Genomic DNA, 23,109 nt, shown 5'->3' on the forward strand with positions numbered 1-23,109 from the left:
TCTCATCTTCAAGTGTAACATATGCCGGCTTATACAAGCGACTAAACCGTGCCCGCCTTCTACACCATCACTTTGCAAATATTGTTCGTGAACTCGACCGGATCTTCCACCGGCAAGCCCTCGATCAGCAGCGCCTGGTTGTATAGCAGGTTGGTATAAAGATTTAGCTTGTCTTTATCGTTGGCGTAAGCTTCTTTCAACGACCGGAACACATCGTGGTTGACGTTGATCTCCAGCACTTTCTCCGCTTTGACCTCCTGGCCGTTAGGCATCGCGTTCAGCACTTTTTCCATTTCGATCGATACTTCGCCTTCGGCCGATAAGCAAACCGGGTGGGTCTTTAAGCGTTTGGATGCCTTAACTTGCTTCACTTTGCCGGCCAGCAAGCCGCCCATTTCCGCGAACAGTTCTTTGTTTGCATTCTCGACCTCTTGGTCTTCCGGCTTGTCGTCATCGCTTTCGATCCCGAGATCGCCGCTCGATACGGATTTGAACTCCTTCTCCTTATAGTTCATGATCATCTTGATCGCGAACTCGTCGATATCGTCGGTGAAGTACAAAATCTCGTAGCCCTTGTCGAGCACCAGCTCGGTTTGCGGCAGCTTTTCCAAGCGGTCCACGGATTCGCCGGTAGCATAATAGATATATTTCTGATCTTCCGGCATTCTGGAGACGTATTCGTCCAGCGTAACCAGCTTTTTCTCCTTGGAGGAGGTGAACAGCAGCAGATCCTGCAGCACATCCTTGTTCATGCCGTAATCGTTGTAAACGCCGAATTTCAGCTGGCGGCCGAACGATTCGTAGAATTGCTCGTATTTCTCGCGGTCTTCCTTCAGTACCGTTTGCAGTTGGCTCTTGATCTTGCTTTGAATGTTCTTCGCAATCAGCTTGAGCTGACGGTCATGCTGCAGCATTTCCCGCGAAATGTTCAGCGACAGGTCCTCGGAGTCGACCATCCCTTTCACGAAGCTGAAATAGTCCGGGAGCAGGTCGGCGCATTTGTCCATGATCAGCACGCCGTTGGAGTATAGCTCCAGCCCTTTTTCGTATTCCTTGGTGTAATAATCGAAAGGCGTACGCTCCGGAATATACAAGATCGCGTTATATACGACGGCGCCGTCCGCTTTAATGTGAATATGCGAAATCGGCTTGTCGAATCCGTACCGCTTCTCCATGTAAAAATTCTCGTAATCCTCGTCGGTCAGCTCGCTCTTGTTCTTCCGCCAGATCGGCACCATGCTGTTGACGGTCTGCTCTTCGCGGAATTCCTCGAACTCCCCTTCGCTGCCTTCCTTCGGACGATGGGAGGTCACATCCATCTTGATCGGGTAGCGGATGAAATCGGAATATTTCTTGATGATCGACTTCAGACGGTATTCTTCCAGGTACTCGTCATATTGGTCGTCTTCGGTATTCTCCTTGATTGTCAAAATAATGTCGGTACCGACGCTTTCCTTGTCGGCCGTGTCGATCGTATAACCGTCCGCGCCGGTGGATTCCCACTTGTACGCCTCGTCGCTGCCGAGGGCGCGGCTAATGACGGCCACCTTGTCCGCCACCATGAAGGCGGAATAGAAGCCGACCCCGAACTGGCCGATAATGTTGTGGCCGTCCTTCGCCTCATTCTCGTTCTTGAACGCGAACGATCCGCTGTTGGCGATGATGCCGAGGTTGTTCTCCAGCTCTTCCTTCGTCATCCCGATCCCGGTGTCGGAAATCGTCAGCGTCCGGTTCTCCTTGTCCACCGTCAGTTTAATGTAGTAGTCATCCTTGTTGAACGCCAGGTTCTCGTCCGTCAGCGCCTTGTAGTATATTTTATCGATGGCGTCGCTGCTGTTGGAAATCAGTTCTCTCAGAAAAATTTCCCGCTGCGTGTAAATGGAGTTGATCATCATTTCCAGCAATCGTTTGGATTCGGCTTTAAACTGCTTTTTTGCCATGACTTAAGGCCCCTTCCTTTCTCGGATAACAATATATTAGCACTCTATCCTTCCGAGTGCTAATCCATAATTCTATATTAATTATCCTGAATTTTGATGTCAATACAATCGGGTACAGAAACTGAATTAACATGGCGTTGAAAAGGTTTTGGATGCCCCTCTGTCCTCCTCTGCCGTATAACGGACAAGTCGGCCGCTATTTGGCGAAAAGCCGAACTTTTGAATTCCTTACGGACACAAAAGCCGTTATTCACGCGAACCCAGCCCCTGAAGGGCTGATTTAGCGCAAATAACGGCTATGGAGTTCGCTAGTCGCCTGATTCGGGTAAAATCAGCCGAAATAACGACCCGGGTGTCCGTAAGGCTGCGCTGCAAAGCGCGCCGCCTCCTGGCGGAAGGGACGTGACACGGCCAACCGTGTCACGTAACCATCCCCGCCAGGATACGCCGGACCGCATCGCGCGTCTCGCCGGGCGGGACTCCCGTCACCGCCGAGATCACGGCGACGCCGTCCGCTCCGGCGGCGACGACTTCGCCCGCGCGCTCGGCGGTGATGCCGCCGATGCCGACCAGGGGCAGGGCGATCCCGGAGCGGCGCAGCTCGCGGAGGATCGCCGGGCCCTGCACGGCATGGGCGTCCGCTTTGGACGCGGTCGGATAAATCGGGCCGATGCCGAGATAATCCGCGCCCCGACTGACCGCGAGCCGGGCTTCCCCGGCGGTGTGGGCGGAGACGCCGAGCAGCCGGTTCCCGATCCGCGAGCGGACCGCCCCCGCATCTTCATCATCCTGCCCGATGTGGACCCCGTCGGCCCCGATCTCCAGGGCCAGGTCCACATCGTCGTTGACGATGAAGGGCACCCCGGCGCGGCGGCAGGCCGCCTGGAGCCGGAGCGCCAGCGCGAGTCGGTCCTCGCCGGCAAGCGCGCCGGGGCCCTTCTCGCGGAACTGGACCAGAGTAGCTCCGCCCGCCAGGGCTTCCTCCACCACGCGGACGGGGTCGGCCAGGCAGTTTACACTGCCGATGACCAAGTACATCCGCAGGTATTCCCGCATCAGCGCGGGAGAAACTCTTTCGTTGCCGCTCTTCATCGTCCCGCCTCCAATACCCGGTCCCGCTGAAGCTCCTGCCGCCGGCGGTAAGCCCAATGATTCGTCGGCCCCTGCCCGCGGCCAAGCCCGAGACCTTCCTCGATCGCCGCCTGAATAAATTCGCGCGCCAGTGAAATGGCGTCCTGTACCGCCATTCCCCGCGCCAAACCCGCGGTCAAGGCGGCGGAATAGGTGCAGCCCGTACCGTGCGTATGTACGGTGTTGATCCGCCGGCCCGCCAGCTCGGTAAAACCGCTGCCGTCATAGACCAAATCGACGACCACCTCCGTCGCTTCGGTCCCGGCGGCGCTTCCGCCGTCGTAACTCCCCCCGCCGGGGCTCGCGTCATGCCCTCCCTTGATCACGACCAGCTTCGGTCCCATCGCGCCGATGATCCTCGCCGCTTCCCGGCGGTCCCGCATCGAGCGGATGCTCATCCCGGCGAGCACCTCCGCCTCGGGGATATTCGGGGTAATGATCAAGGCCAAGGGAAGCAGCTCCTGCTTCAAGGCGAGCACCGCTTCCCGCCGCAGCAGCTCCGCGCCGCCTTTGGCGATCATCACCGGGTCGACGACGACCCGCTCCCAGCCGAAGCTGCGGATCTCGGCGGCGACGGCACGGATCACGCCGGCGTCAAACAGCATCCCCGTCTTCAGGGCATCGACGCCGAGATCTTCGCCCACCGCCCGGATTTGCTCCGCCGCGGCTTCCGGCGGCAGCGGATATACGCCGCCGACCCCGAACGTGTTCTGCACTGTGACGGCCGTAATGGCCGACATGCCGAACACGCCCAGCTCCTGAAACGTTTTGAGGTCGGCCTGGATGCCCGCTCCGCCGCCGCTGTCCGAGCCGGCGACCGTCAGCGCCTTGGGAATGCGGCGGCCGCTCATCGCGGAGTCCCCGTACCTGTGCCCATTCCGGCTTTGGCACCGGAGCCCGCGGCTTCCCGGACGGCGGCGTAGCCCTTCAGCGAATGCGGATGCAGCTTCGCGAGCTCATCCAGGAAGGCGGTCTGGAAGCTGCCCGGCCCGAAGGCGGCCGTCCGCTCGGCGGCGCGGGCGGCCGCCGCGCCGTAAAAGGCCAGCCCGGCCGTACCGGCCAGCAGCGTGTCCCGCTCGACCGCCGCGAACGCGCCCAGCACGCTCGTCAGCAGGCAGCCGGTGCCGGTCACCTGGGTCAACAGCGCGTCCCCGCCACTGATGATCCGGCACCGTTCGCCGTCCGCGATCGCGTCCTCGCGGCCGGTGATCGCGACGACCGTGCCCAGCTCCCGCGCGGCCCGCATCGCCAGCGGGGCGTTGCCGCCGCTCTCGCTGTCCCCGACGTCCACCCCCTTGATCTCGCGGGCTTCGCCGACGAGATTGGCGATCTCGGCCGCGTTGCCCCTCAGCAGCGAGACGTTCACCTCGCGCATGATCCGCAGCGCGGACTCCGTGCGGAACCGGGTCGCGCCCGCTCCGACCGGGTCGAGCAGCACCGGCACGCCGTGTGCGTTCGCCGACCGTCCGGCGATAATCATCGCCTCGACGAGCTCGGCGGTCAGCGTGCCGATGTTCAGCACCACCGCCCCCGCGACGGCGGCCATATCGGCGACCTCCTCCGGCGCGTATGCCATCACCGGCGACGCGCCAAGCGCATACAGGCCGTTGGCCGTGAAATTCGTGACCACCGAATTGGTCATATTGTGGACAAGCGGTCTGTTCTTTTGCACCTGTGTAAGCAGGCGGGATAATTCTTTTTCCAATAGGCTCATCAAAGTTCAACCTCTCTTCCATGATTTAGCGGTGTTCCCGTAAACGGTGACGGACTCACAAGGCCGCAGCCGCCGGTGAAACCGGCCATTCCTCCAACTTGTAGGCCATATCCCAGAATAAATACTCCAACTGGCAACTGTGCATAAAATGCTGCTTCATTCGCCCGCGTTCCGCTTCACCCGCCTCCTCAGCCCAGGCATCGAGCATGGCGCGGAATTTTGCGGTGGCGTCCCCGGCCTCGTGCCCGTAAAACAGGATCCACTCATGGAAGGGATGGGACGAATCCGGCCGCACCTCGTCAAGCAGCCTCCGGCCGATCTCCAAATATGTCCAGGGGCAAGGCAGCAGCGCCGCCATGATCTCGCCCAGCGTTCCTTCATGGGCCACCGTCAGCATGTGCCGGATATAGTGATGCGCGGACGGCGCCAAGGGATGGCCCCGCAGCAGTTCTTCATCCACTCCGGCGGCGGCGCAGAAGCAGCGGTGCGGCTGGACCTCCCGATGCAATATAAAGGCGATCTGTTCCTGAAACATCGCGATTTGCTCGCGCCGCGCGCTTTTCGAGATCGCGATCCCGTATACCCGCATGTATGCGTTCAGGTACTCGTAATCCTGTTTGACATAATGGATCAGCTGCCCGCCGCCGAGCTTTCCGGCCGCGATGCCCCGGACAAAGGGATGCTCATAAATAGCTTGAAACACATGATCCGTTTCGCGGCGAAGCTCCTCCGTAAAACTCATATCGTATCACCTCCTTTCACTTCCCGAACCGAAAATGATAGAGGACAGCCGACTCTTCTCCAAACGCAAAAAGGCCGCCCCCGGAAACGGGAGCGGCCTAACCCACGATCAATACGTACGAAACGTATCGGCAATTGTTTGGGCCGACTCCACTTTCCTACGCTAGTACGAACTAGATCAGGTTCAAAGGGTCCAAGATACGCTCTTGTCTCAGCCGCTTACGGCTCCCCTAGTGGATGTACCTATGCATTTGTCTATTACTGTACCTGGGTTTACCATATCTGTCAAACGTTTCGCAGCCTTACTTCCTTTCCACTTGCAGCAGCTGGACGTTTTTTTGCGTATACGTGTCCTTGATCTTCTCCTCGGAAATGACCTTCAGCTTGATCAAACCAGCGATTTTGACGGCATCCGGCCTGGAAAGCATGCGCCATAATTCCGGGTCGGGCAGCGCGGCAAACAGCTTGTTCTCATCGTATTCCCGGCGGTTTTGCTGGACGATCTTGACCTTATGGTCCGCGAGTTCGAGATGCTGAAGCTCGCGCTCCCGGCAGTAATCCAAAATGGTTTGACGCAGCTCCGCCAGTTCCTGCTCCAGTTCCTTCTGGCTTTGCTTCAATTGATAGTACCTCTCAACGGACCGCTGCACGATCTTGTCCATATGTATCACCCTCCTCTATATCCCATGGATATGTCGGAGCATGTTTTTTTAGGCCAACCCGGCGGCAATTAATCCCTTTCCCGGTATAAAGGCAAATGGATCGTAAACCGGGTTCCTTCCCGGTAAGCGCTCTTTAAAGCGATCGTTCCGCCCATCGCCTGCAGGGTTTGATAACAGAAGGCCAGACCGAGACCGGTGCCTCCCGTTTTGGTCGAGTAAAAGGCGGAGCCGAGCCGCCCGGCTTGCTCCTTCGTCATTCCGATCCCATTATCCTCGATGGTCAGCACGGCCTTATCCTGCTCCACCCGCAATTCCAGCGTGACGTGTCCGCCCGGCACGCCGGAACAGGCCTCGATGGCGTTTTTGATCAAATTGATGAATACCTGCTTGATTCGCTCGGGATTGGCCAAAATCGAAACGGGTTCATCGGGCATTTGCCCTTCCAGACCGACATTGTTCATGTTGGCGTAAGGGCGCATGACCTCCAGGGAGATCCGCAGCTGAAGCGACAAATCGATCGGGCCGACCGGTTCCTGCCGGTCGTTCGGCGGCTTTGAAACGGCAAGATATTCGGAGAGGATGCGCTCCGCCCGCTCCATTTCGCTTTCGCAAATGTCTATGTATCGCTGAACCTTATCCCGTTCCAGCCCGGACTCGCGGATCAGCTTCAAAAAGCCCTTCACCGCCGTAAGCGGGTTACGCACCTCGTGTACGAGGGACGCCGCCACTTGGCTGATCGTCTCCGTCTTTTCTTTCTGCCCGTAGGCGATGAACAGTTCCTTGTCCATGGCCGCTTTTTGGAATAAGGAAATCAGCAGCCAGCAACCGATTATATTTTGGACCGGAATGACAACCAGATGAAACATCGGATTCATGTCCAGAATTCGCGGGGTGAATAAGTACACGACGAGGAGGGTGATCACGGAAAAAAGCAGGCCCGCCGCTAAGATCACCGGCAGCTTCCGGACGCTCCGCCGATACAGCTTGCACAGCAGCAAGGAAACGGGAAAGAGGATGACCATCGTAAGCAGAGCTCCGCCTGTCCCGTCGCCGCCAAGATACAACCGGTACAGTACCATCAGCAAAAAAAGAATGAAACCTTGCTCCAGCCCTCCGAACAGTAAGCCGAAAAAGAGAATGACGTTGCGGGTATCGTACAAATAGCCGCTTACCGCGCTGGCGCTGAAAGTCATCGAAAGGAATAGACTGGCCATGCCGGAAATGAGCACGAACTTCCGCGAATAATTTTGCGGCTTGTCCCGGTATAAGACGTTAAACAACAAAAAGGGCATCAGGGCAAAGAACAATTGCAACACGATTTCTTTAAGAGCCGCCATTCACCGTCACCTTTCTGGAAATACCGGTTTCTTATAGCAATTCTAATCTATATTTGCCATTTTGCAATCCGTAAGATTTCCTTCCTCGGTGAAGCGAACCCGCAACGCGGGCTGAAGCAAATTTATCGATGTCCTATCCTCCGTATTCCCCGACCGATTCCTCCAAAGCCTGAATATAAACCTCCGCCAGCCTGGAAAGCACGGCATTTTTGTGGCAGATCCAGCCGACGTTAATCGTTTCCTCGCAATCCAAAGGGACAGGGATGATCTCATTCCCGTTCAGATCGGAAGTGAGCACACCGGTGGAGATCGTATATCCGTTGAGTCCGATCAGCAGATTAAACAGCGTGGCCCGGTCGTTGACCCGGATGCTTTTCGGATGCGACAGTGTGCTGAGAATTTCCTCGGAAAAATGAAACGAATTGTACTCCCCTTGGTCAAAAGACAGATAAGGGTATTCCCGCAGCTGGTCGATCGTCACGATCGCCTGCTGGGCCAGCGGGTTTTGGATGCTGATGAATATATGCGGCTTCGCCACAAACAAGCTGTTGAACTGAAGGCCGCCTTCTTTTAGCAGCTTTTTGATAACCTTGGCGTTGAAATCGTTCAAATAAAGAATGCCGATTTCACTGCGCCGGGATTTCACGTCTTCGATAATTTCATACGTTTTCGTTTCGCGCAGTGCGAGTTCGTACTCCTCTTGGCCGTACTCCCGCACCAGACTTACAAAAGCGTTTACGGCAAAAGCATAATGCTGGGTGGATACCGAAAAATGCTGCGGCGTCAGCTTCCCGCCAAGATAACGGTTTTCCAGCAATTCCGCCTGCTCCGCCACCTGACGGGCATAGCCCAGAAACTCCGCTCCCTCGTTCGTCAGCGAAATGCCTTTGTTGGTCCGCTCAAAAATCGTGATCCGCAGTTCTTCCTCCAGATCCCGGATTGCGTTGGAGAGACTCGGCTGGGAAATAAACAGCCGTTTGGCCGCTTCATTCATCGAGCCGCGGCTCGCGACCTCTATTACATATTTAAGCTGCTGCAAGGTCATGGATTATGCCTCCCCGCTATGAATTCTATCTTCTTATTTTAAGATGATTCCGGACTTGTGCAACCTTTTGGAATCATTTTCGTCGATAGAGATGAGAACAATGACAACTTTGGAGGATAATCTAATGAAAAAAATGAACAAAGCGATCGCGGCCGCGTCCTTGCTGGCCATGGCCGCCATCCCGACCGCCGCATTTGCCCAAAATTTGAATGTTACCCCGCTGCCGGCCGCTTCTTCCGACACCGCCCTGGTTCAGGATCAGGTAAAAGTCGTGCCCGGTACACTGGGACTAATCACCGACTTCGTCAATGACCAGTCCGGCAAATTCATCACGGTTACCGGCCGCGGACTTGCCCCGGCCGATCAAAGCGAAATCATTCTGTCGATTACGAAGGATACGAAAATCGTTGACGCCAAAGGCAATAAAGTCGCACTGCAAACGATTATCGACGAAAAAAAGGCGGTCAAGGCTTTCTATGGCCCTAACATTACGAAAAGCCTGCCCGCCCGCGGCACCGCGCTGACCCTGGTTGTTCAGGATACGAGCTTTACCGCGGTTGACGGCACTGTGTCCGAGGTGAGAGATAACGGCATCTTCGTCAAAGGAACGAATGTGTACTCCGGCTTTGAGGACAGCATCGTGCTGCATTTTGCCGATACGACCAAGCTAGTGGACCGGAACGGCCAGAGTGTCGCCGCTGCCGACATTCAAACCGGGGCGACGGTCCGCGCCTTCTACGGCCCGGCCGTGATGATGAGCTTCCCGGCCCAGGCGACGGCAAGCTACGTGATCGTAGACACGGAAAACGCCGTGGCGCCGAACGAGGAAGCGCCGGGGACGAACGGCGTGATCGCGAAGCTGTCGGATAACCTGATTACGGTGATCGGCAACCCGCTGGAACAAGGCGGAATGAACTACATCCATCTGACGGTTGACGACAAAACCGAAATCGTCGATGAAAGCGGCGCCGCATTGACCAAGGACGCGCTGAAATCCGATGCACGGATCAAGGCTTATTATCCCGAAATGATGACCATGATTTATCCGCCCCGGTCCCATGCCGACAAGATCGTGGTGCTGAAGGAAGAGCTTCCTAAAATCGAAGGCACCGTACAAGCCTCCGATCTCGCTTCGGACGGAAAGGTGTACATCAATGTCGGCTCCGATGCTTCAACCGATAATGACGTTATTTTGAACATCTCCGACGAAACGGTCATTATCCCGTCGCTGGGACAGGATACGGCCTTGCAGCCCGGCATGAAAATCGTGGCCTACCATTCGCCGATCATGACCCGTTCGCTGCCGGGCATGACGCATGCGGAATTTATCATCGCCTCCGACATCGTGGCGGATGACCCCACTCCCGTAACGATTGAAAAAGTACAGCCGGCATTGTAAATGTTAAAACCCTCGGGCACCGCCGAACCAGCGGGCCCGGGGGTTTTGTTTTTCCGTTCCCACTCAACCCTGAAGTTTCAGGTTCAGCCGGTCGAACAGCCGGGCCAAGTCGATCTCCGTAATCCGCCCGGGGTCATGCCAATGCTTGCCGCAGCCGGAGTAATTCAGCAGTACGCATTGGGGAACATAACCCATGCGTTTCGCCAGGTAACCCCCGGAGATCAAATTGAGAACGCAGGCCACGCCAATGATCCCGATCTTTCCGGGTTCGACCGGTTGCTTGCCGAAAGCCGTCGAGGCATGGGGAATGAGCAGTACCCGGAAGCCGTGATTTAGGCCAAGATCCGTAACCGTTTTGACCCGGCAGCTCTTGCTGCAGCGTTGGCACACATAACCGTCGTCGGCCGGGACGGCTCTGCAGCCCGCTTCCCCTTTTTCCCGCATACAGACGGGAAGAAGCACCTTTTTGACTTTCGTCCGTAAAAAGTCTTCCCGGAACGCCCGGTTCATCATTTCCGCGCCTACCATATTCAAGTGGTACTCCACCCGGCCGCGAGTACAGAAGATCACGTTTTCCTTCCAGCGCAGACTCCTGCTGCGCCGTACGATATACGGCTCCACATTCGCCGTATATCGCCCCAAAACCCGCAGGCTTTCCGTATCAAACCACTCGGCGAGGGCGATGGCCCGCTGGAGGCTGCGCACGGCTTCTTGGCGGGATTTCCCCTTGAAAAAGGTCAGCCACTCCTCCAGCCTTCGGCATTCCTGCGCAAACTCGTCCGTCGCCCGTAGCCAGCCGATCAGCGAAGCGAAGCGGCTTACGTCCGCCTGCGGAACCGGGACCTTCCGGGGCCCGGGCGCGATAAGGGCGAGGGTGTTCAGCACCCCCTTCACCCTGTGGATGGCGGGCCCGATGCGTTTCCTTCGGCCCTTCCGGCCGTATACTTTGGACAGCATTCCTCCTCCGTATTTATGAAGGGCCCACGCCCGGCCGCCGTAGCGCCGCCACAACACGCCGATCATCAAAAATTCGAGACCGAGCACCAAGGGATCGCGGAACTCGCTTTGGCGAGCGGCGGCAAAGCGGCCGAATTGGCTCACCGCCTGCTCCCTCCGCAGCCTTTGAACGACGATGTCGGCGAACCGTTCGACATCCTCGTAGTACCGCTCGCTTCCGCCGCCGTCCCCTGCGGTTAGCAGATAGAGAGTTTCCTCGTCCCCTTTCGCTTCTATCATTTTTTTTGCTCTTACCGGTTCTTTCATTCCTTCGATTTTCCCGCTTCCTTCCATCCTCTTCACCCCCGCCGCCAACCCGTTTGATTTGATGCCATCATAGCATCTTGAGTTGGTGCTAATCAGTGATGATTTTTCAACGCGAAGCCCATTTTTTGGTTTTTCTCTGAACCAAGCGGACATCTGAGCCGCTAATCCGCAGAAAACAGGCAATTGGGGTGACTTACGGTCACAGTGAACGCTATTTCTCCAAAAGGAAGGCCAAACCAGGGGATTCGGGCTCTATAACGGCTCTCCGGTCCGCTAATCTTTGAAATCGGTAAACCACAAGGAAATAAAGGCACTCATGACCGCTACTCACCCGCATGAAAAAAGGCCCCGCCAATTGGCGAGGCCTGCGTATACATCGTTATAAAGTTTGCGCTGCGTTCGTTTGAAACAAATCCCCCGCATCCCGCAGCGGGACGGAGTGGTCTCCTTTGATGAAATACTCGTAAGCGCCGAACCGGCTCAGCGCCTCCTCATCGGGCAGCCATACCCACTCGTCGATCTCCGACTGGCAGCGGTGGGCCCGGAAGGCCGCGAGCTTGGCTTCCAGATGGGCGGACACGTCGATTTTGGCGATATCGCCGCGGGTATAGCCGAACCGTTCCGGGTTCTCCATCGTATTGCCGAACGAAATAAAGAACAGGGAGCCTTTGCAGCCGGATCGGCGAAAGGCCTCCGTCGTCAACTTCCCGATCGCGCAATGGTCGGGATGCCCGCCGAGCTTCTCATGGAACGTCAGCACGACGTCGGGCTGCGTTTCGGCGATCAGCGCCTCGATTCGCGCGGTCAAATGCGCTTCATCGATAAATTCGACCGTTTTGTCGCGAATATTGAGGAAATGCAGCCGCGAAATGCCGAGGCAATCGCAAGCTTCCCGCAGCTCCCGCTCGCGGGCCGCGGCGATCGTCTCGCGGTTCAGATACGGCGGATTGCCCATGCGCCGCCCCATCTCTCCCCGCGTGGCGCTCACCAGCGTGATTTCCGTCCCTTCCGCGGCATATTTGGCCAGCGTGCCGCCGCAAATAAACGTTTCGTCATCGGGATGCGCAAATACTGCAAGCAGCTTGCGCCCCCCGACGGTTCGCTCTTGAATTATACTGTTCATTCCGGAAACGGCTCCTTTCCCAAATGGAGGGCGACATCCATGCGTCCCCGATCGTCAAATCCGGCCAACAGCAGCCGTCCCGCTTCATCAACCTCGTAATGGGTGAGCGCCTCCATTCTGAGCCAGCCTTGCCCGTCAAACCGCAGCGCCGCCCGGTACGGACCGTCCCCTTCCCCGGCGATATGGACTTCCGTCGGCAGCACTTTGAAATTCCGCACAAAGACGTACGATGTCGCCTCACTGTGAACATAGGCGGGTTCCCCGACAAATTTGCGGAGCTCCGCCTCGACTTGCGTTTTGTCGATTTTCATCATCACGTTCATTATTCCTTCTTCCGAGGTACTTTTACTTTATTATATATCCGGCAACTGCCAATCGATTTCCTTCAATCCGGACGAGCTCAAAAAGCTGTTCGTCCGCGAGAACGGCTTGCTGCCGAAAAAGCCCCGATGCGCCGAAAACGGGCTGGGATGCGGAGTCTTGATCAGCAGGTGATGCTTGTTCGTAAGCAGCTCGGCTTTTTTCTGGGCATGGCTGCCCCACAGCAAAAATACGATCGGCTCTTCCTTTTGGTTCAGCGTCTCGATCACCCGGTCCGTAAAATGCTCCCAGCCCAGGTCCTTATGGGAATTCGGCGAGCCCGCCCGGACGGTCAGTACCGTGTTCAACAGCAGTACGCCCTGCTTGGCCCAAGGAACCAGGTATCCGTTGTTCGGGATTCGGCAGCCGAGATCGTCATGCAGCTCCTTGAAAATATTTTGCAGGGAAGGCGGCGCCTTCACCCCCGGTTTGACCGAAAAGCTTAGGCCATGTGCCTGACCTTTCCCGTGATAAGGGTCTTGTCCCAATATAACTACCCTAGTTTCGGTGTACGAAGTGTAATGCAGCGCATTAAAAATATCGTACATATCGGGATAAATTTCTCTCGTCTTGTATTCCTCCGCCAGAAATTTGCGCAGCTTCACATAATAAGGCTGCTCGAACTCCTGCTCCAAATATGCGGCCCAATCGTTGGATAGGATTGCCATCTTGTATTATCACCTCTACCGTAATTGCATAGTCTGCCGTATTCTATTATTCTATCATCATTAACCCGGCCTTGTCGGTGAGATTTGGAGGCAATATTGCGTATGGACTACAAAATGATCGAAGAACTCGCGCTTAACAACTGGCCTGCTTTAACCACTCTGTTATATGACGGCTGGGTGCTGCGGTTTGCGGAAGGATACACCAAGCGATCCAACTCGGTCAGCCCTTTGTACGGTTCCGGCTCGGACTTGGAGCTCAAGATCGGTGCCTGCGAAAAAATATACGCCGAGCAGGGAATCCGCATCGCCTTCAAAATCACCCCGTTCGTACAGCCTGAACATCTGGATGCCGTTCTGGAACGGAAAGGCTATTCGTTGATCGACGAGACCAGTATGCAGACTCTTGCGCTGGATAATCTGAGTGAGCCGCGCCTTAAAGATGTCCGGATCACCGGGGAAGCCGGCGGCGAATGGCTTGACGCCTATGCCCGGATGGGCCGTTTGACCCCGGCTCAGCTCGCTACGGCGCAGCGGATGTTTGCCAATATTAAGACCAAGGCGGGTTACATGGCGCAATATCATAACGGGCATATCGTCTCCTGCGGACTGGGAGTTGTCGAACGGGACTATATCGGGTTGTACGGTATCATGACGGATGCGGAATACCGGAACCGGGGATTCGGCGAGCAGATGATCTTGAACCTGCTGCAATGGGGTAAAGCCAACGGGGCGAACCACAGCTATCTGGCCGTAGTGGCGAATAATGCTCCCGCGCAGGCGTTGTATGCGAAAATCGGATATAAGGAAGTATACCGGCATTGGTACAGGGTGAAAGAATAAAGCAACCCTTGCCAATCATGTATCGAGACTCAGTTTTTCACGAAATTCAAAATTTCGCCGCGCTCCAGACTGCCTAACTCCACACCGCCTTGGCGCATATAATGCGGGCTGTGAACCTTTTCGAAATGAATGCCTTTCAGCGGCGGCCCCGATATTTTCCGGAATCCGAATTTTTCAATTTCCTCAATCAGTATAGAGTAAGTGAACGACCGCTTCCCTCTTTCCGTATCTCTGAAGCTTGTCAAATGAAAGGGCAGCACCGACAAGATGCCGTCGCTCTTCAACGTCCTTGCCGCCTCTTTGTATAAGGTAAATCGATGCAGCCCGTCTCCATGCAAAATATCGTAGTACAAAATCAAATCCAGACAGCGTTCCGAAAAATCCAGTGTATAGTCCCTGTTTCCGGGACGGACGTGAATATTTTCGAGGCGTTCCTCACTCGCCGTCTGTCTGACGCTGTCCAGGCATGCCGGATTGATATCGACCGCATAGACCGTTCCCCGCCCGTGCAATGCCCGGGAGAGCGCGAAGGTGTAATGTCCGAATCCGCACCCGTAATCCAAAACCGCCGCCTCCTCCGGCAAGCCGAGCCGGTCAAACAGGCTTACGCCTTCCTTTCGCTCCCAGTTTTTGATTTGTTCCTGGATGTCCATCTCATTCCCCCAGCGAATGCCTTATTTACCGCAGCATTTTTTGTACTTCAAGCCGCTGCCGCACGGGCAAGGTTCATTGCGTCCGACCTTTTTCACGCGCACCGGATTGTTACCGCCCGTTTGCGGATCCATCGTCTTTTCGGAGCCCAGCTCAGCCGGGGTATGTCCGCAGTTTGCCCAAATTCTCGTATGGTTGCTGACATCGAAGAGTAAGCCGATGACCTGTTTGGCCTGAGCCGCTTCGATCAGAATCTCCCGTTTTTCGAATTCGTCCAACAGCTCTTCCAGCGGTGCCCCCATGGAACAGCCCAGTTGAATATCGTCTACCAGACCGTCGACCAGGTTCACATCGTCGCACAGATGCTCGAGAACATAATTTTTGAGGGCGGCAAGCTGCGGTGTAAATTCAAAATACCCGTCATCCGCGTATTTGAGCAGCTCGTCCTTATCAGGCACATAATGCGGCTTGCCCTGAATCTGCTGCAGCAGAGCTTCCAGTTCCCCTTCTTTACCGTAATGGGCCAGTCCGGAATCCACCAGATAGCCGCTTTCCTCTTCCAGTACGAATTTTTGCTCCCTTTGCAGGAACTGGCCGATATACGCTTCAAGCTCCGTTTTGCTTAGCGGCTCGGCTGCGTTTTGCCCGTTGAAAATGTCCAGCAGCTTGTCCGGCGTGTAGACGCCGTACAAATTGGTCAACGCGAGCAAATATTTCAATACAAGCGCATGCTTGCGGCGGGCTTCCCTGAATGCTTCCGTATTCATTGCCGCGAACGCCGCTTTGACTTCGTCCGGCATAATGAGATACAGCTTGCCTTGGTGAAAATAGGTGAATATCAGGCCGCGCTCCAGCAGCGAGTGATAATACCCGAAAGGCATGTGATTATCCTGGATGAAAGGCTCGGCATACGCGGCTTTGAATACCGCCCATTCCTCGGGGTCCAGGATCGGCAGCAGCGATTCCAGCAGCCCGGGATCCGTAATCCGCTCAAAGGCGGCTTTCGCCAGCTCGTCCTGCGACATTTTCGATCTGCCGGGAATCGTGTAAATCTTGGCGAGCGAAGAGAGCCGCGTTTTGGTGAGGCCCGCCAAAATTTCGCGTAAGCCGTGGGAACCCTCGCCCACAATAGCATGCTGTATATTCGTCTGTTCCAACATTTGTTCAAATTCGGTTATCATAATATCTCCTTTTTAAATTGCGTTTCCGGATTTATTTTAGTGCGTGCATCTGTGCTTCCGCTTCTTCCCAAGGCACCGTGTACCCCTGGCCTTTGGCGCAAAATATGGAAGCGGATGTATACTCGGGGTCCGCGTCCTTATTATAGCCGATCCGGCCGATGACCTCCCGCTCGTTGTGGCAGCGGTCGTAGCCGGCCAGCGTCAGGGTGAGCAGGCCTTTCCCTTGGGTATACGAAGCGAGTTCGCTGCCGTAATCCATAAAGGTCGCCACGGGCACCGTTCCGGTCAAGACGGCCTTGTCCCCTTCCGTGCGCGGGGCTTCATATCTCCCGTGCGCCTGGCCGACATCCGATATAACGCGGCCGATTTGATCGTGCTCCACTTTGATTTTGAAGGAATAATACGGCTCCAGGAGGACGTTCGCCGCTTTCTCCAAACCCTGCCGCAGCGCTCTGCACGTGGCCTCCCTGAAGTCTCCGCCCGACGTATGTTTATTGTGGGCCCTGCCCGTTAATAAAGTCACGACCACATCGCTTAACGGCGAGCCGGTCAACAGCCCGTGATGCTCCCGTTCGAACAGGTGGTGGCGGATCAGGTTCTGGTTGCCGACGGACAGATCATCGGCATGGCAGGCGTTCTCGAACACTATTCCCGAATTCCGCGCCCCCGGCCGCAGCCGGAGATGGACCTCGGCATAATGCCCCAACGGTTCAAAATGCCCGTAGCCGACCGTCTCCGTGTCGATGGTCTCCTTATACAATATTTCCGGACGGTCAAATCGGACGTTGAGGTTGAACCGCTCTTTGACGAGCTGCTCCAACACCTCAAGCTGGATTTTGCCCATCACATGAATATGAATTTCCTGCAACCGCTCCTCCCAGGTCACATTCAGGGAAGGATCTTCGGCATCCAGCATTTTAAAATACTTCAGTGCTTCCTTCACGTTCACGCCGGCTTCAAAAATAACCTTCGATTTCAGCGCGGCCACCGTTTCGAATCCCGACTTTTCCCGCAGCGCTCCCGCCCCGTCGCCGACGGCGGCCGCGGATAACCCGGTTACCGCAAACAGCTCGCCCGCCTGAACCCGGTCTGCCGTTTTGAACTCCCGCCCGTTATAGAGGCGGATTTGCGTGATTTTTTCCGGCGGCGCATCTTCGGTATCCCCGTAGCCTAGGCTGTCCCGCACTTTGAGCGCACCGCTCAACGCCTTGATAAACGTGACTCTCGTCCCTTGCTCGTCATGGCGAATGCGGTAAATCCGGCCCGAAAACGGACCCTCGGAAGAATAATCCGTTACCGTAAGCAGATGTAGTTTATGCAAGAAGCTCTCGACGCCTATCCCTTGCAGGGCGGAGCCGCAGGCGTACGGAAACAGCTTGCCCTCCTTGACTAAGCGACGCATCGTCTCGAGCCATCTGTCCCGCTCGTATCCCTGGTCCAAATAAAAATCCAGGAGCGACTCGTCGCGTTCGGCAATGAATTCGGCAAGCTCTCCGCTCATCCCGCCGTCCTCGGCCAAAGCTTCGGTAATATCGCAGATTTCCGGGGAAAATTGCTGCCGGATTTCCCGCACCACCCGCCCCGCATCAGCGCCTGTCCGGTCCGTTTTGTTGATAAAAATGAAGCAGGGGATATGATGTCTCCTTAACAGCTCCCAGACGATTTCGGTTTGGCCTTCGATTCCTTCCACCGCGCTGATGATCACAATGGCGTAATCCATCGCCTGAATCGCCCGTTCCATCTCGGGGGAGAAATCGCTATGCCCCGGCGTATCGATCAAAAAATAGCTGTCCTCTCCATAGGTAAACCTGCCTTGGTCGGCGAATACCGTTATTCCCCGCTGCCGCTCGATTTCATGGCTGTCGAGAAACGCATCCCGGTGATCGACCCGGCCCCGCTGCTTGATGCTTTTTGTATAATAGAGCAGTTGTTCCGAAAATGTCGTCTTCCCGGCATCCACATGCGCCAATATCCCAATCGTTTTATTCATCCAAATCCTCCGGCTAAGCGAACATATAATTACATTATAACACGGCCTGTCTCCCGGCCGATTGGAAAGCGCCATACACTATAGGCTATAATGGGGGTATGAAGTTTCATTTGCTTCACAACTTTTTTACATGAAGGAAGATTAGGATGAGCATAGCAAACAACCCGATCGAACAGGTAAGAGTTCTCCAAAGAAAATTAACCCGCTTTATGATGATGTATAAATTCGCCCTGCATGAAATGGAGACGAAAATCGAAATTTTGCAGGAAGAATTCCAGATGCTGCACGATTATAACCCGATTGAGCATACCAAATCCAGATTGAAATCGCCGGAAAGCATTATGAGGAAATTGTACCGCAAAGGCGGGGCGACCTCGTTCGACGATATCACAAACCATGTCAGGGACATCGCCGGAGTCCGGATCACCTGCTCGTATATCTCCGATATTTACCGCATTAGCCAGATGCTGCAAAACCAAAACGATTTGAAAATTCTATCCGTCAAGGACTATATTAAAAACCCGAAACCGAACGGTTATAAAAGTCTGCACCTCCTGGTTGAAGTCCCCGTATTCATGTCGGACGGAGAGGAGCGCGTGTGCGTCGAAATCCAAATCCGTACAATCGCGATGGACTTCTGGGCCAGCCTGGAGCATAAAATTTTCTACAAATGCAACGAGGCCGTTCCCGAGCGGCTGCTCAATGACTTGAAAACCGCCGCGGAAACCGCCTATGAACTGGATCTGAAAATGGAACAGCTCCAGCATGAAATGAATGAAATCAAAGCCCAACATTCGGAAGGGGCCGAAACTGAGTTGTTGATCGACAACCAAAAATTCAAAATTCCGGAGAATTTGCTCAGCTTGCTGTCGGGAGAGGAATAAGGCTTCCCCCTCCGGCTCAAGCCTGAAGCAAGAGCCATGAAGCTTTCTTCATGGCTTATTCTCCGTTCAGCATCCCTATTCTCTCCAGCCATTTATGATACAGCTTCGGCCATTCACTCATGCCCGGCACCATACGCGAAGCCTCGATCCCCGCGCCATGGCCTCCCTCGGGAAACAGATGGCATTCAAAGGATTGATTTTTTTGCTTTAACTGCTTGATAAAATCGATCGTGGCGGTAACCGGCACCCGCTCGTCGTCTACCGTATGCCACAGAAACAGAGGCGGCATATCCTCCCGGATATTGTTGTCGCACGAATATTTCTCCAGATATTGCCGCAAAACCCGCTCATCCGGGATCATCTCCCGCATCCGGTTATAATCCGTCGAGGCAATATTATCCTCCTTAAAGCTTAAGGGGGCATAGCAAAAGGCGCCGCAATCGGGACGAGCGCTTTCTTGGTCGATTGCGTCAAAAGGAGCGTAATCCGCAACATCATGGAACTCCGTCACATGGCAGGCAACGCTTCCCCCGGCCGAAAAACCGATCAGGCCGATTTTGTCCTTGATCACCCCGAACTTCCCGGCATGGTGTCTTATGTACTTTACCGCCCGCTTACCGTCGATGACGGATATTTCCGGCGGGTAGGGATGCACCCTGTAATTGACCACAAAAGCATGCAGCCCCAGCGAGTTGATAAATTTCGCTATCGGCTCGCCTTCTTTGTGCACCACTCTTTTTACATACCCGCCGCCCGGAAAAACAAGCACCGCCCCATGCGCTTTCCCGTCTTCCAATAAATAGGACGTAATTGTCGCCCCGTCTCGATTCTCGTCGTTCAAGGCTGCTTGATTGAAAAAAGGAATTTGCCTTTCTTCCCATAATGGATAAGTCTCATTGGCCTTTGAGTTTATGATTGTGGACATGGTTTGATCCTCGCTTGATTTTATTTTAAAGGCTGTTATAAGTGGATGATGGAATAGCAGTCTAGTAAATGTAGATGTTTGATTCACCGCCGAGAGTGTACTAAACTTCTTCTTGAATATATTATACTGTTTGAAGGTCACTTTCTCTGCGAATTCTTTGATATTTAGTGCTATTTATATGAGTCGAAACAACCGGCAGAAAGCAACTGTAACGAAAAAAAGAGAAACCCGGCGTTTCAAGACGTGGGTTTCTCTACAATTTGAAACCTATTAGAGCAACTTTTTCTTAATGGTTTACTCCAAAACCGAATGTGGTAATTATTCCTATCCCAATAGATACACTAAACAGACTAAGAACTATAGCTGATTGAATAAACTTCTTCATTTGCTTTCCCCTCCATTATTGAAATGATTCAACAATTTGTATGTATTCTTGCTGTTGTTCCTTGGACAAATATTCCTTATACCGATTAAATATACTTATACAATTATGAAATGCCGTTTTATCCCCCACTCTATCAAATGACGACAATCCATCCAATAATTTTCTTATAGCAATATTACCTCTGCCTTTGTTTATATTGTATTCAGTGTATTCATCCAAAAATGACACGTAGTAAGCATTATTTTCAGGTTCTTCATAGCCCCCAAATTGTGATATCTGGACCTTAAACTCTTCAAGGTAATGATCAATATTTAGGTTGTGAAAATTTGCACCTTCTAACAAAATTAAAATTCCTGGCAACAGTTCTTCAGGGTTGTCATGAAGGAATTCAATAAGGCCCACAAAAGCACTTACATCCCCACGGTGAACTCCTATTGTAATTTTATTACCTTTTGCAATGTTTCTATAGTATTCAACTTCTGCAAGTCCTTCTTCATCAAGGCCATTGAACCAACCTAGATCAGAATACTTTTCGATATAATCAAGAGCTTCTTCAAACCGGTTGAGTTTCTGGAGGGCCTCTCCTTTAATTAGATGACTGTAACCAAAATAATAGACCAATGGTCTTTTGTATTTAAGTGGAGGAATCTCTACTCCCTTTGCTTTCATACCCTGTTGTTCATCGTATATGCGCTTGGCCACTCGATAAAGTTGTTCAGCGAGCTCTATCATCTTCTCCCATCCGTTTAAAGTGAATGCCACTTTTATCATCTGGGTAAGTGTGTCCAAATCTTCGACAGCTTCATCCATATTAATCCTCCTATCTTCATCAAACATTGTAATATTATGTAATTAGGATCAATTATAGTCATCGCATAACCTTCGGTCAATTAAAATGTATCCATAACCCGCTTTATAGGTGGTGTTATTTCTGTGTCTGAAGCTTCCCAAACCAAAGTAATGTTTTTGGGCACCATAGAAAGAAAATAGAGAAACCCAGCATCTCTACGACTTGGGTTTCTGGACATCTGATGCATCCACGAGGGATGCGACTATCCCGTATCATCCAAACACCCCACTTAATACCTTTCAATCCACGCATCCACGAGGGATGCGACGCCGTCCCAAACAAATAAGCTACTATTTGCCTGAATTTCAATCCTCGCACCCGTGAGGGATGCGACCCGAAAACGTCATCCACTGCCCGGCGAGCGTTGCTCTTTCAATCCACGCATCCGCGAGGGATGCGACGCTGCGCATGCCAGATGATTACGCGGCCAAATGCCTTTCAATCCACGCATCCGCGAGGGATGCGACGCAAAATCCCTGAATGCGGCTGGGTCATCTTCTGCCTTTCAATCCACGCATCCGCGAGGGATGCGACGTTGCCCCAAAACGGGACACGGACAACGAACAGGAGCTTTCAATCCACGCATCCGCGAGGGATGCGACTCAATCACCGCCACAAAACAATGAACCGGACCCGTTTCTTTCAATCCACGCATCCGCGAGGGATGCGACTGGCATGTCAATGAGTACACTGCAACATTTCGAACTTTCAATCCACGCATCCGCGAGGGATGCGACGGGATCGGCAGCTACAGGATCACCTTCAGCAGAAACTTTCAATCCACGCATCCGCGAGGGATGCGACTTCGAATAATAGCGCTTAGTTTGCAGCGCCCTTCTTTCAATCCACGCATCCGCGAGGGATGCGACCCTGTGTTCAAATCGCGGAGCCGGAAGACAAGGGGCTTTCAATCCACGCATCCGCGAGGGATGCGACCGTTATCCCGTGCATCTTTCTCGAGGCCATAGAACTTTCAATCCACGCATCCGCGAGGGATGCGACTAAGACCATGCGAGAAATGGAGGGCAAGTTTTGCTTTCAATCCACGCATCCGCGAGGGATGCGACGATACAAGAGATAAAAACAGGCATAGCCGATCTTCTTTCAATCCACGCATCCGCGAGGGATGCGACAGTGGCGTTTTGTGAGAGAGAGCCGTTTCCGCACTTTCAATCCACGCATCCGCGAGGGATGCGACGTATTGTCCATAGCGGCCCACTTGCCAGACGTTGCTTTCAATCCACGCATCCGCGAGGGATGCGACGTTGAATATCTTTTAAAGGCGCACGGGTACGACAAACTTTCAATCCACGCATCCGCGAGGGATGCGACGCTAAACGATATGGATTAATAACAGAGGTTCAGAACTTTCAATCCACGCATCCGCGAGGGATGCGACGGTGTTTGAAGTGGACAGCAAGTATATGGGAATGCTTTCAATCCACGCATCCGCGAGGGATGCGACTATCCCCCTCTTAGGTTGTTTACTCTGACATATTCTTTCAATCCACGCATCCGCGAGGGATGCGACGGCATCTAAAGCTTTTTCCTCGCCATTTACAATCTTTCAATCCACGCATCCGCGAGGGATGCGACCTTACTGTCACTCACAAATGTTGTAATCAAATTCCTTTCAATCCACGCATCCGCGAGGGATGCGACTACTCATCACCGACAACATACTTTTTGTAGTTGTCTTTCAATCCACGCATCCGCGAGGGATGCGACGTCGCCGCCCTGTTTTGAGATACTTGTAGGCATCAGTTCTTTCAATCCACGCATCCGCGAGGGATGCGACGATAATACAGTTGTTCCGGCTATTCCGTTGCCTGCTCTTTCAATCCACGCATCCGCGAGGGATGCGACGGACAAAACCCCGGACATTGTTAAGATGTTGCTTCTTTCAATCCACGCATCCGCGAGGGATGCGACGCCAGCGAACAGTGCATTCCTGACGACATACGCCTTTCAATCCACGCATCCGCGAGGGATGCGACGTTACCTGACCGGAACCATACGC

General features: G+C 54.0%; 20 protein-coding genes, 1 CRISPR repeat array and 1 riboswitch (1 of these 22 only partly in view). Of the genes, 3 read left to right on the forward strand and 17 right to left on the reverse strand.

The annotated features are described in order from the left end of the window. Nucleotides 1–59 precede the first annotated feature (59 nt). The 8 genes from htpG to V3851_RS17860 all read right to left on the reverse strand — a co-directional run bounded on the left by htpG (nucleotide 60) and on the right by V3851_RS17860 (nucleotide 8,570). A complete protein-coding gene (gene htpG, locus V3851_RS17825; RefSeq protein ID WP_331847907.1) occupies nucleotides 60–1,940 on the reverse strand; it encodes a molecular chaperone HtpG in 1,881 nt (626 codons plus the stop codon). A gap of 420 nt (nucleotides 1,941–2,360) precedes the next feature. Beyond that, complete coding sequence (thiE, locus tag V3851_RS17830) at nucleotides 2,361–3,032, reverse strand: thiamine phosphate synthase (protein WP_331847908.1); 672 nt, start codon at nucleotides 3,030–3,032, stop codon at nucleotides 2,361–2,363. Beyond that, on the reverse strand, nucleotides 3,029–3,922 hold the full coding sequence (thiD, locus tag V3851_RS17835) for a bifunctional hydroxymethylpyrimidine kinase/phosphomethylpyrimidine kinase (RefSeq protein ID WP_331847909.1): 894 nt from the start codon (nucleotides 3,920–3,922) through the stop codon (nucleotides 3,029–3,031). Before thiD ends, thiE begins: the two co-directional genes overlap by 4 nt. Then, nucleotides 3,919–4,785, reverse strand: coding sequence for a hydroxyethylthiazole kinase (gene thiM / locus V3851_RS17840; protein WP_331847910.1), 867 nt, complete (start codon nucleotides 4,783–4,785; stop codon nucleotides 3,919–3,921). Before thiM ends, thiD begins: the two co-directional genes overlap by 4 nt. A 55-nt stretch (nucleotides 4,786–4,840) precedes the next feature. Continuing rightward, the gene (tenA, locus tag V3851_RS17845; protein WP_331847911.1) at nucleotides 4,841–5,527 is read right to left on the reverse strand and encodes a thiaminase II; all 687 of its coding nucleotides are present in this window, start codon (nucleotides 5,525–5,527) and stop codon (nucleotides 4,841–4,843) included. A 137-nt stretch (nucleotides 5,528–5,664) separates the two neighbouring features. Beyond that, nucleotides 5,665–5,768, reverse strand: a riboswitch (TPP riboswitch). Nucleotides 5,769–5,828: 60 nt separating this feature from the next. Beyond that, nucleotides 5,829–6,188 carry a hypothetical protein gene (locus tag V3851_RS17850; RefSeq protein WP_331847912.1) on the reverse strand — a complete coding sequence of 120 codons (360 nt, stop codon included), beginning with the start codon at nucleotides 6,186–6,188 and terminating at the stop codon, nucleotides 5,829–5,831. 68 nt (nucleotides 6,189–6,256) lie between these two features. Continuing rightward, entirely contained in the window at nucleotides 6,257–7,525 is a 1,269-nt protein-coding gene (locus V3851_RS17855) for a HAMP domain-containing sensor histidine kinase (protein ID WP_331847913.1), read from the reverse strand. Nucleotides 7,526–7,658: 133 nt separating this feature from the next. Continuing rightward, a complete protein-coding gene (locus tag V3851_RS17860) occupies nucleotides 7,659–8,570 on the reverse strand; it encodes a LysR family transcriptional regulator (protein ID WP_331847914.1) in 912 nt (303 codons plus the stop codon). Nucleotides 8,571–8,694: 124 nt separating this feature from the next. Between V3851_RS17860 and V3851_RS17865 the strand changes: the two genes are divergently transcribed. After that, nucleotides 8,695–9,969, forward strand: coding sequence for a peptidase (locus V3851_RS17865; protein ID WP_331847915.1), 1,275 nt, complete (start codon nucleotides 8,695–8,697; stop codon nucleotides 9,967–9,969). 63 nt (nucleotides 9,970–10,032) lie between these two features. Here V3851_RS17865 and V3851_RS17870 read toward each other — a convergent pair whose 3' ends face one another. The 4 genes from V3851_RS17870 to V3851_RS17885 form a co-directional block, all read right to left on the reverse strand. Continuing rightward, the gene (locus V3851_RS17870; RefSeq protein ID WP_331847916.1) at nucleotides 10,033–11,259 is read right to left on the reverse strand and encodes a DUF116 domain-containing protein; all 1,227 of its coding nucleotides are present in this window, start codon (nucleotides 11,257–11,259) and stop codon (nucleotides 10,033–10,035) included. Nucleotides 11,260–11,611: 352 nt separating this feature from the next. Continuing rightward, nucleotides 11,612–12,355 (reverse strand): PIG-L family deacetylase, encoded by a 744-nt coding sequence (locus tag V3851_RS17875; protein ID WP_331847917.1) that lies wholly within the window; start codon nucleotides 12,353–12,355, stop codon nucleotides 11,612–11,614. Beyond that, the gene (locus V3851_RS17880; protein WP_331847918.1) at nucleotides 12,352–12,678 is read right to left on the reverse strand and encodes a DUF1806 family protein; all 327 of its coding nucleotides are present in this window, start codon (nucleotides 12,676–12,678) and stop codon (nucleotides 12,352–12,354) included. The genes V3851_RS17875 and V3851_RS17880 overlap by 4 nt, the downstream gene beginning before the upstream one ends. A 30-nt stretch (nucleotides 12,679–12,708) precedes the next feature. Then, complete coding sequence (locus V3851_RS17885) at nucleotides 12,709–13,383, reverse strand: uracil-DNA glycosylase (RefSeq protein ID WP_331847919.1); 675 nt, start codon at nucleotides 13,381–13,383, stop codon at nucleotides 12,709–12,711. A 102-nt stretch (nucleotides 13,384–13,485) separates the two neighbouring features. Here V3851_RS17885 and V3851_RS17890 point away from each other — a divergent pair, with 102 nt between their 5' ends. Beyond that, nucleotides 13,486–14,223, forward strand: a complete 738-nt coding sequence (locus V3851_RS17890) for a GNAT family N-acetyltransferase (protein ID WP_331847920.1) — start codon at nucleotides 13,486–13,488, stop codon at nucleotides 14,221–14,223. Between the two features lie 29 nt (nucleotides 14,224–14,252). On the opposite strand, the gene V3851_RS17895 is transcribed toward V3851_RS17890, so the two are convergent. The 3 genes from V3851_RS17895 to V3851_RS17905 are packed head-to-tail and all read right to left on the reverse strand — an operon-like array spanning nucleotide 14,253 to nucleotide 18,045. Next, entirely contained in the window at nucleotides 14,253–14,876 is a 624-nt protein-coding gene (locus V3851_RS17895; protein WP_331847921.1) for a class I SAM-dependent methyltransferase, read from the reverse strand. A 21-nt stretch (nucleotides 14,877–14,897) separates the two neighbouring features. Further along, entirely contained in the window at nucleotides 14,898–16,055 is a 1,158-nt protein-coding gene (locus V3851_RS17900) for an SEC-C metal-binding domain-containing protein (RefSeq protein WP_331847922.1), read from the reverse strand. Between the two features lie 31 nt (nucleotides 16,056–16,086). Continuing rightward, a complete protein-coding gene (locus V3851_RS17905; RefSeq protein ID WP_331847923.1) occupies nucleotides 16,087–18,045 on the reverse strand; it encodes a translation factor GTPase family protein in 1,959 nt (652 codons plus the stop codon). A gap of 146 nt (nucleotides 18,046–18,191) precedes the next feature. Between V3851_RS17905 and V3851_RS17910 the strand changes: the two genes are divergently transcribed. Then, on the forward strand, nucleotides 18,192–18,929 hold the full coding sequence (locus V3851_RS17910) for a GTP pyrophosphokinase (RefSeq protein WP_331847924.1): 738 nt from the start codon (nucleotides 18,192–18,194) through the stop codon (nucleotides 18,927–18,929). 55 nt (nucleotides 18,930–18,984) lie between these two features. On the opposite strand, the gene V3851_RS17915 is transcribed toward V3851_RS17910, so the two are convergent. Together V3851_RS17915 and V3851_RS17920 are read right to left on the reverse strand one after the other, a co-directional pair. Continuing rightward, nucleotides 18,985–19,854, reverse strand: coding sequence for an alpha/beta hydrolase (locus V3851_RS17915; RefSeq protein ID WP_331847925.1), 870 nt, complete (start codon nucleotides 19,852–19,854; stop codon nucleotides 18,985–18,987). Nucleotides 19,855–20,254: 400 nt separating this feature from the next. Next, nucleotides 20,255–21,049 carry a DNA-binding protein gene (locus V3851_RS17920; protein WP_331847926.1) on the reverse strand — a complete coding sequence of 265 codons (795 nt, stop codon included), beginning with the start codon at nucleotides 21,047–21,049 and terminating at the stop codon, nucleotides 20,255–20,257. A gap of 276 nt (nucleotides 21,050–21,325) precedes the next feature. Then, nucleotides 21,326–23,109: a CRISPR direct-repeat array (repeat unit 32 nt; unit sequence CTTTCAATCCACGCATCCGCGAGGGATGCGAC) (it continues 2,102 nt past the right edge of the window).

Origin of the sequence: Paenibacillus haidiansis (assembly GCF_036553665.1) — a bacterium.
Lineage (GTDB): Bacteria > Bacillota > Bacilli > Paenibacillales > Paenibacillaceae > Fontibacillus > Fontibacillus haidiansis.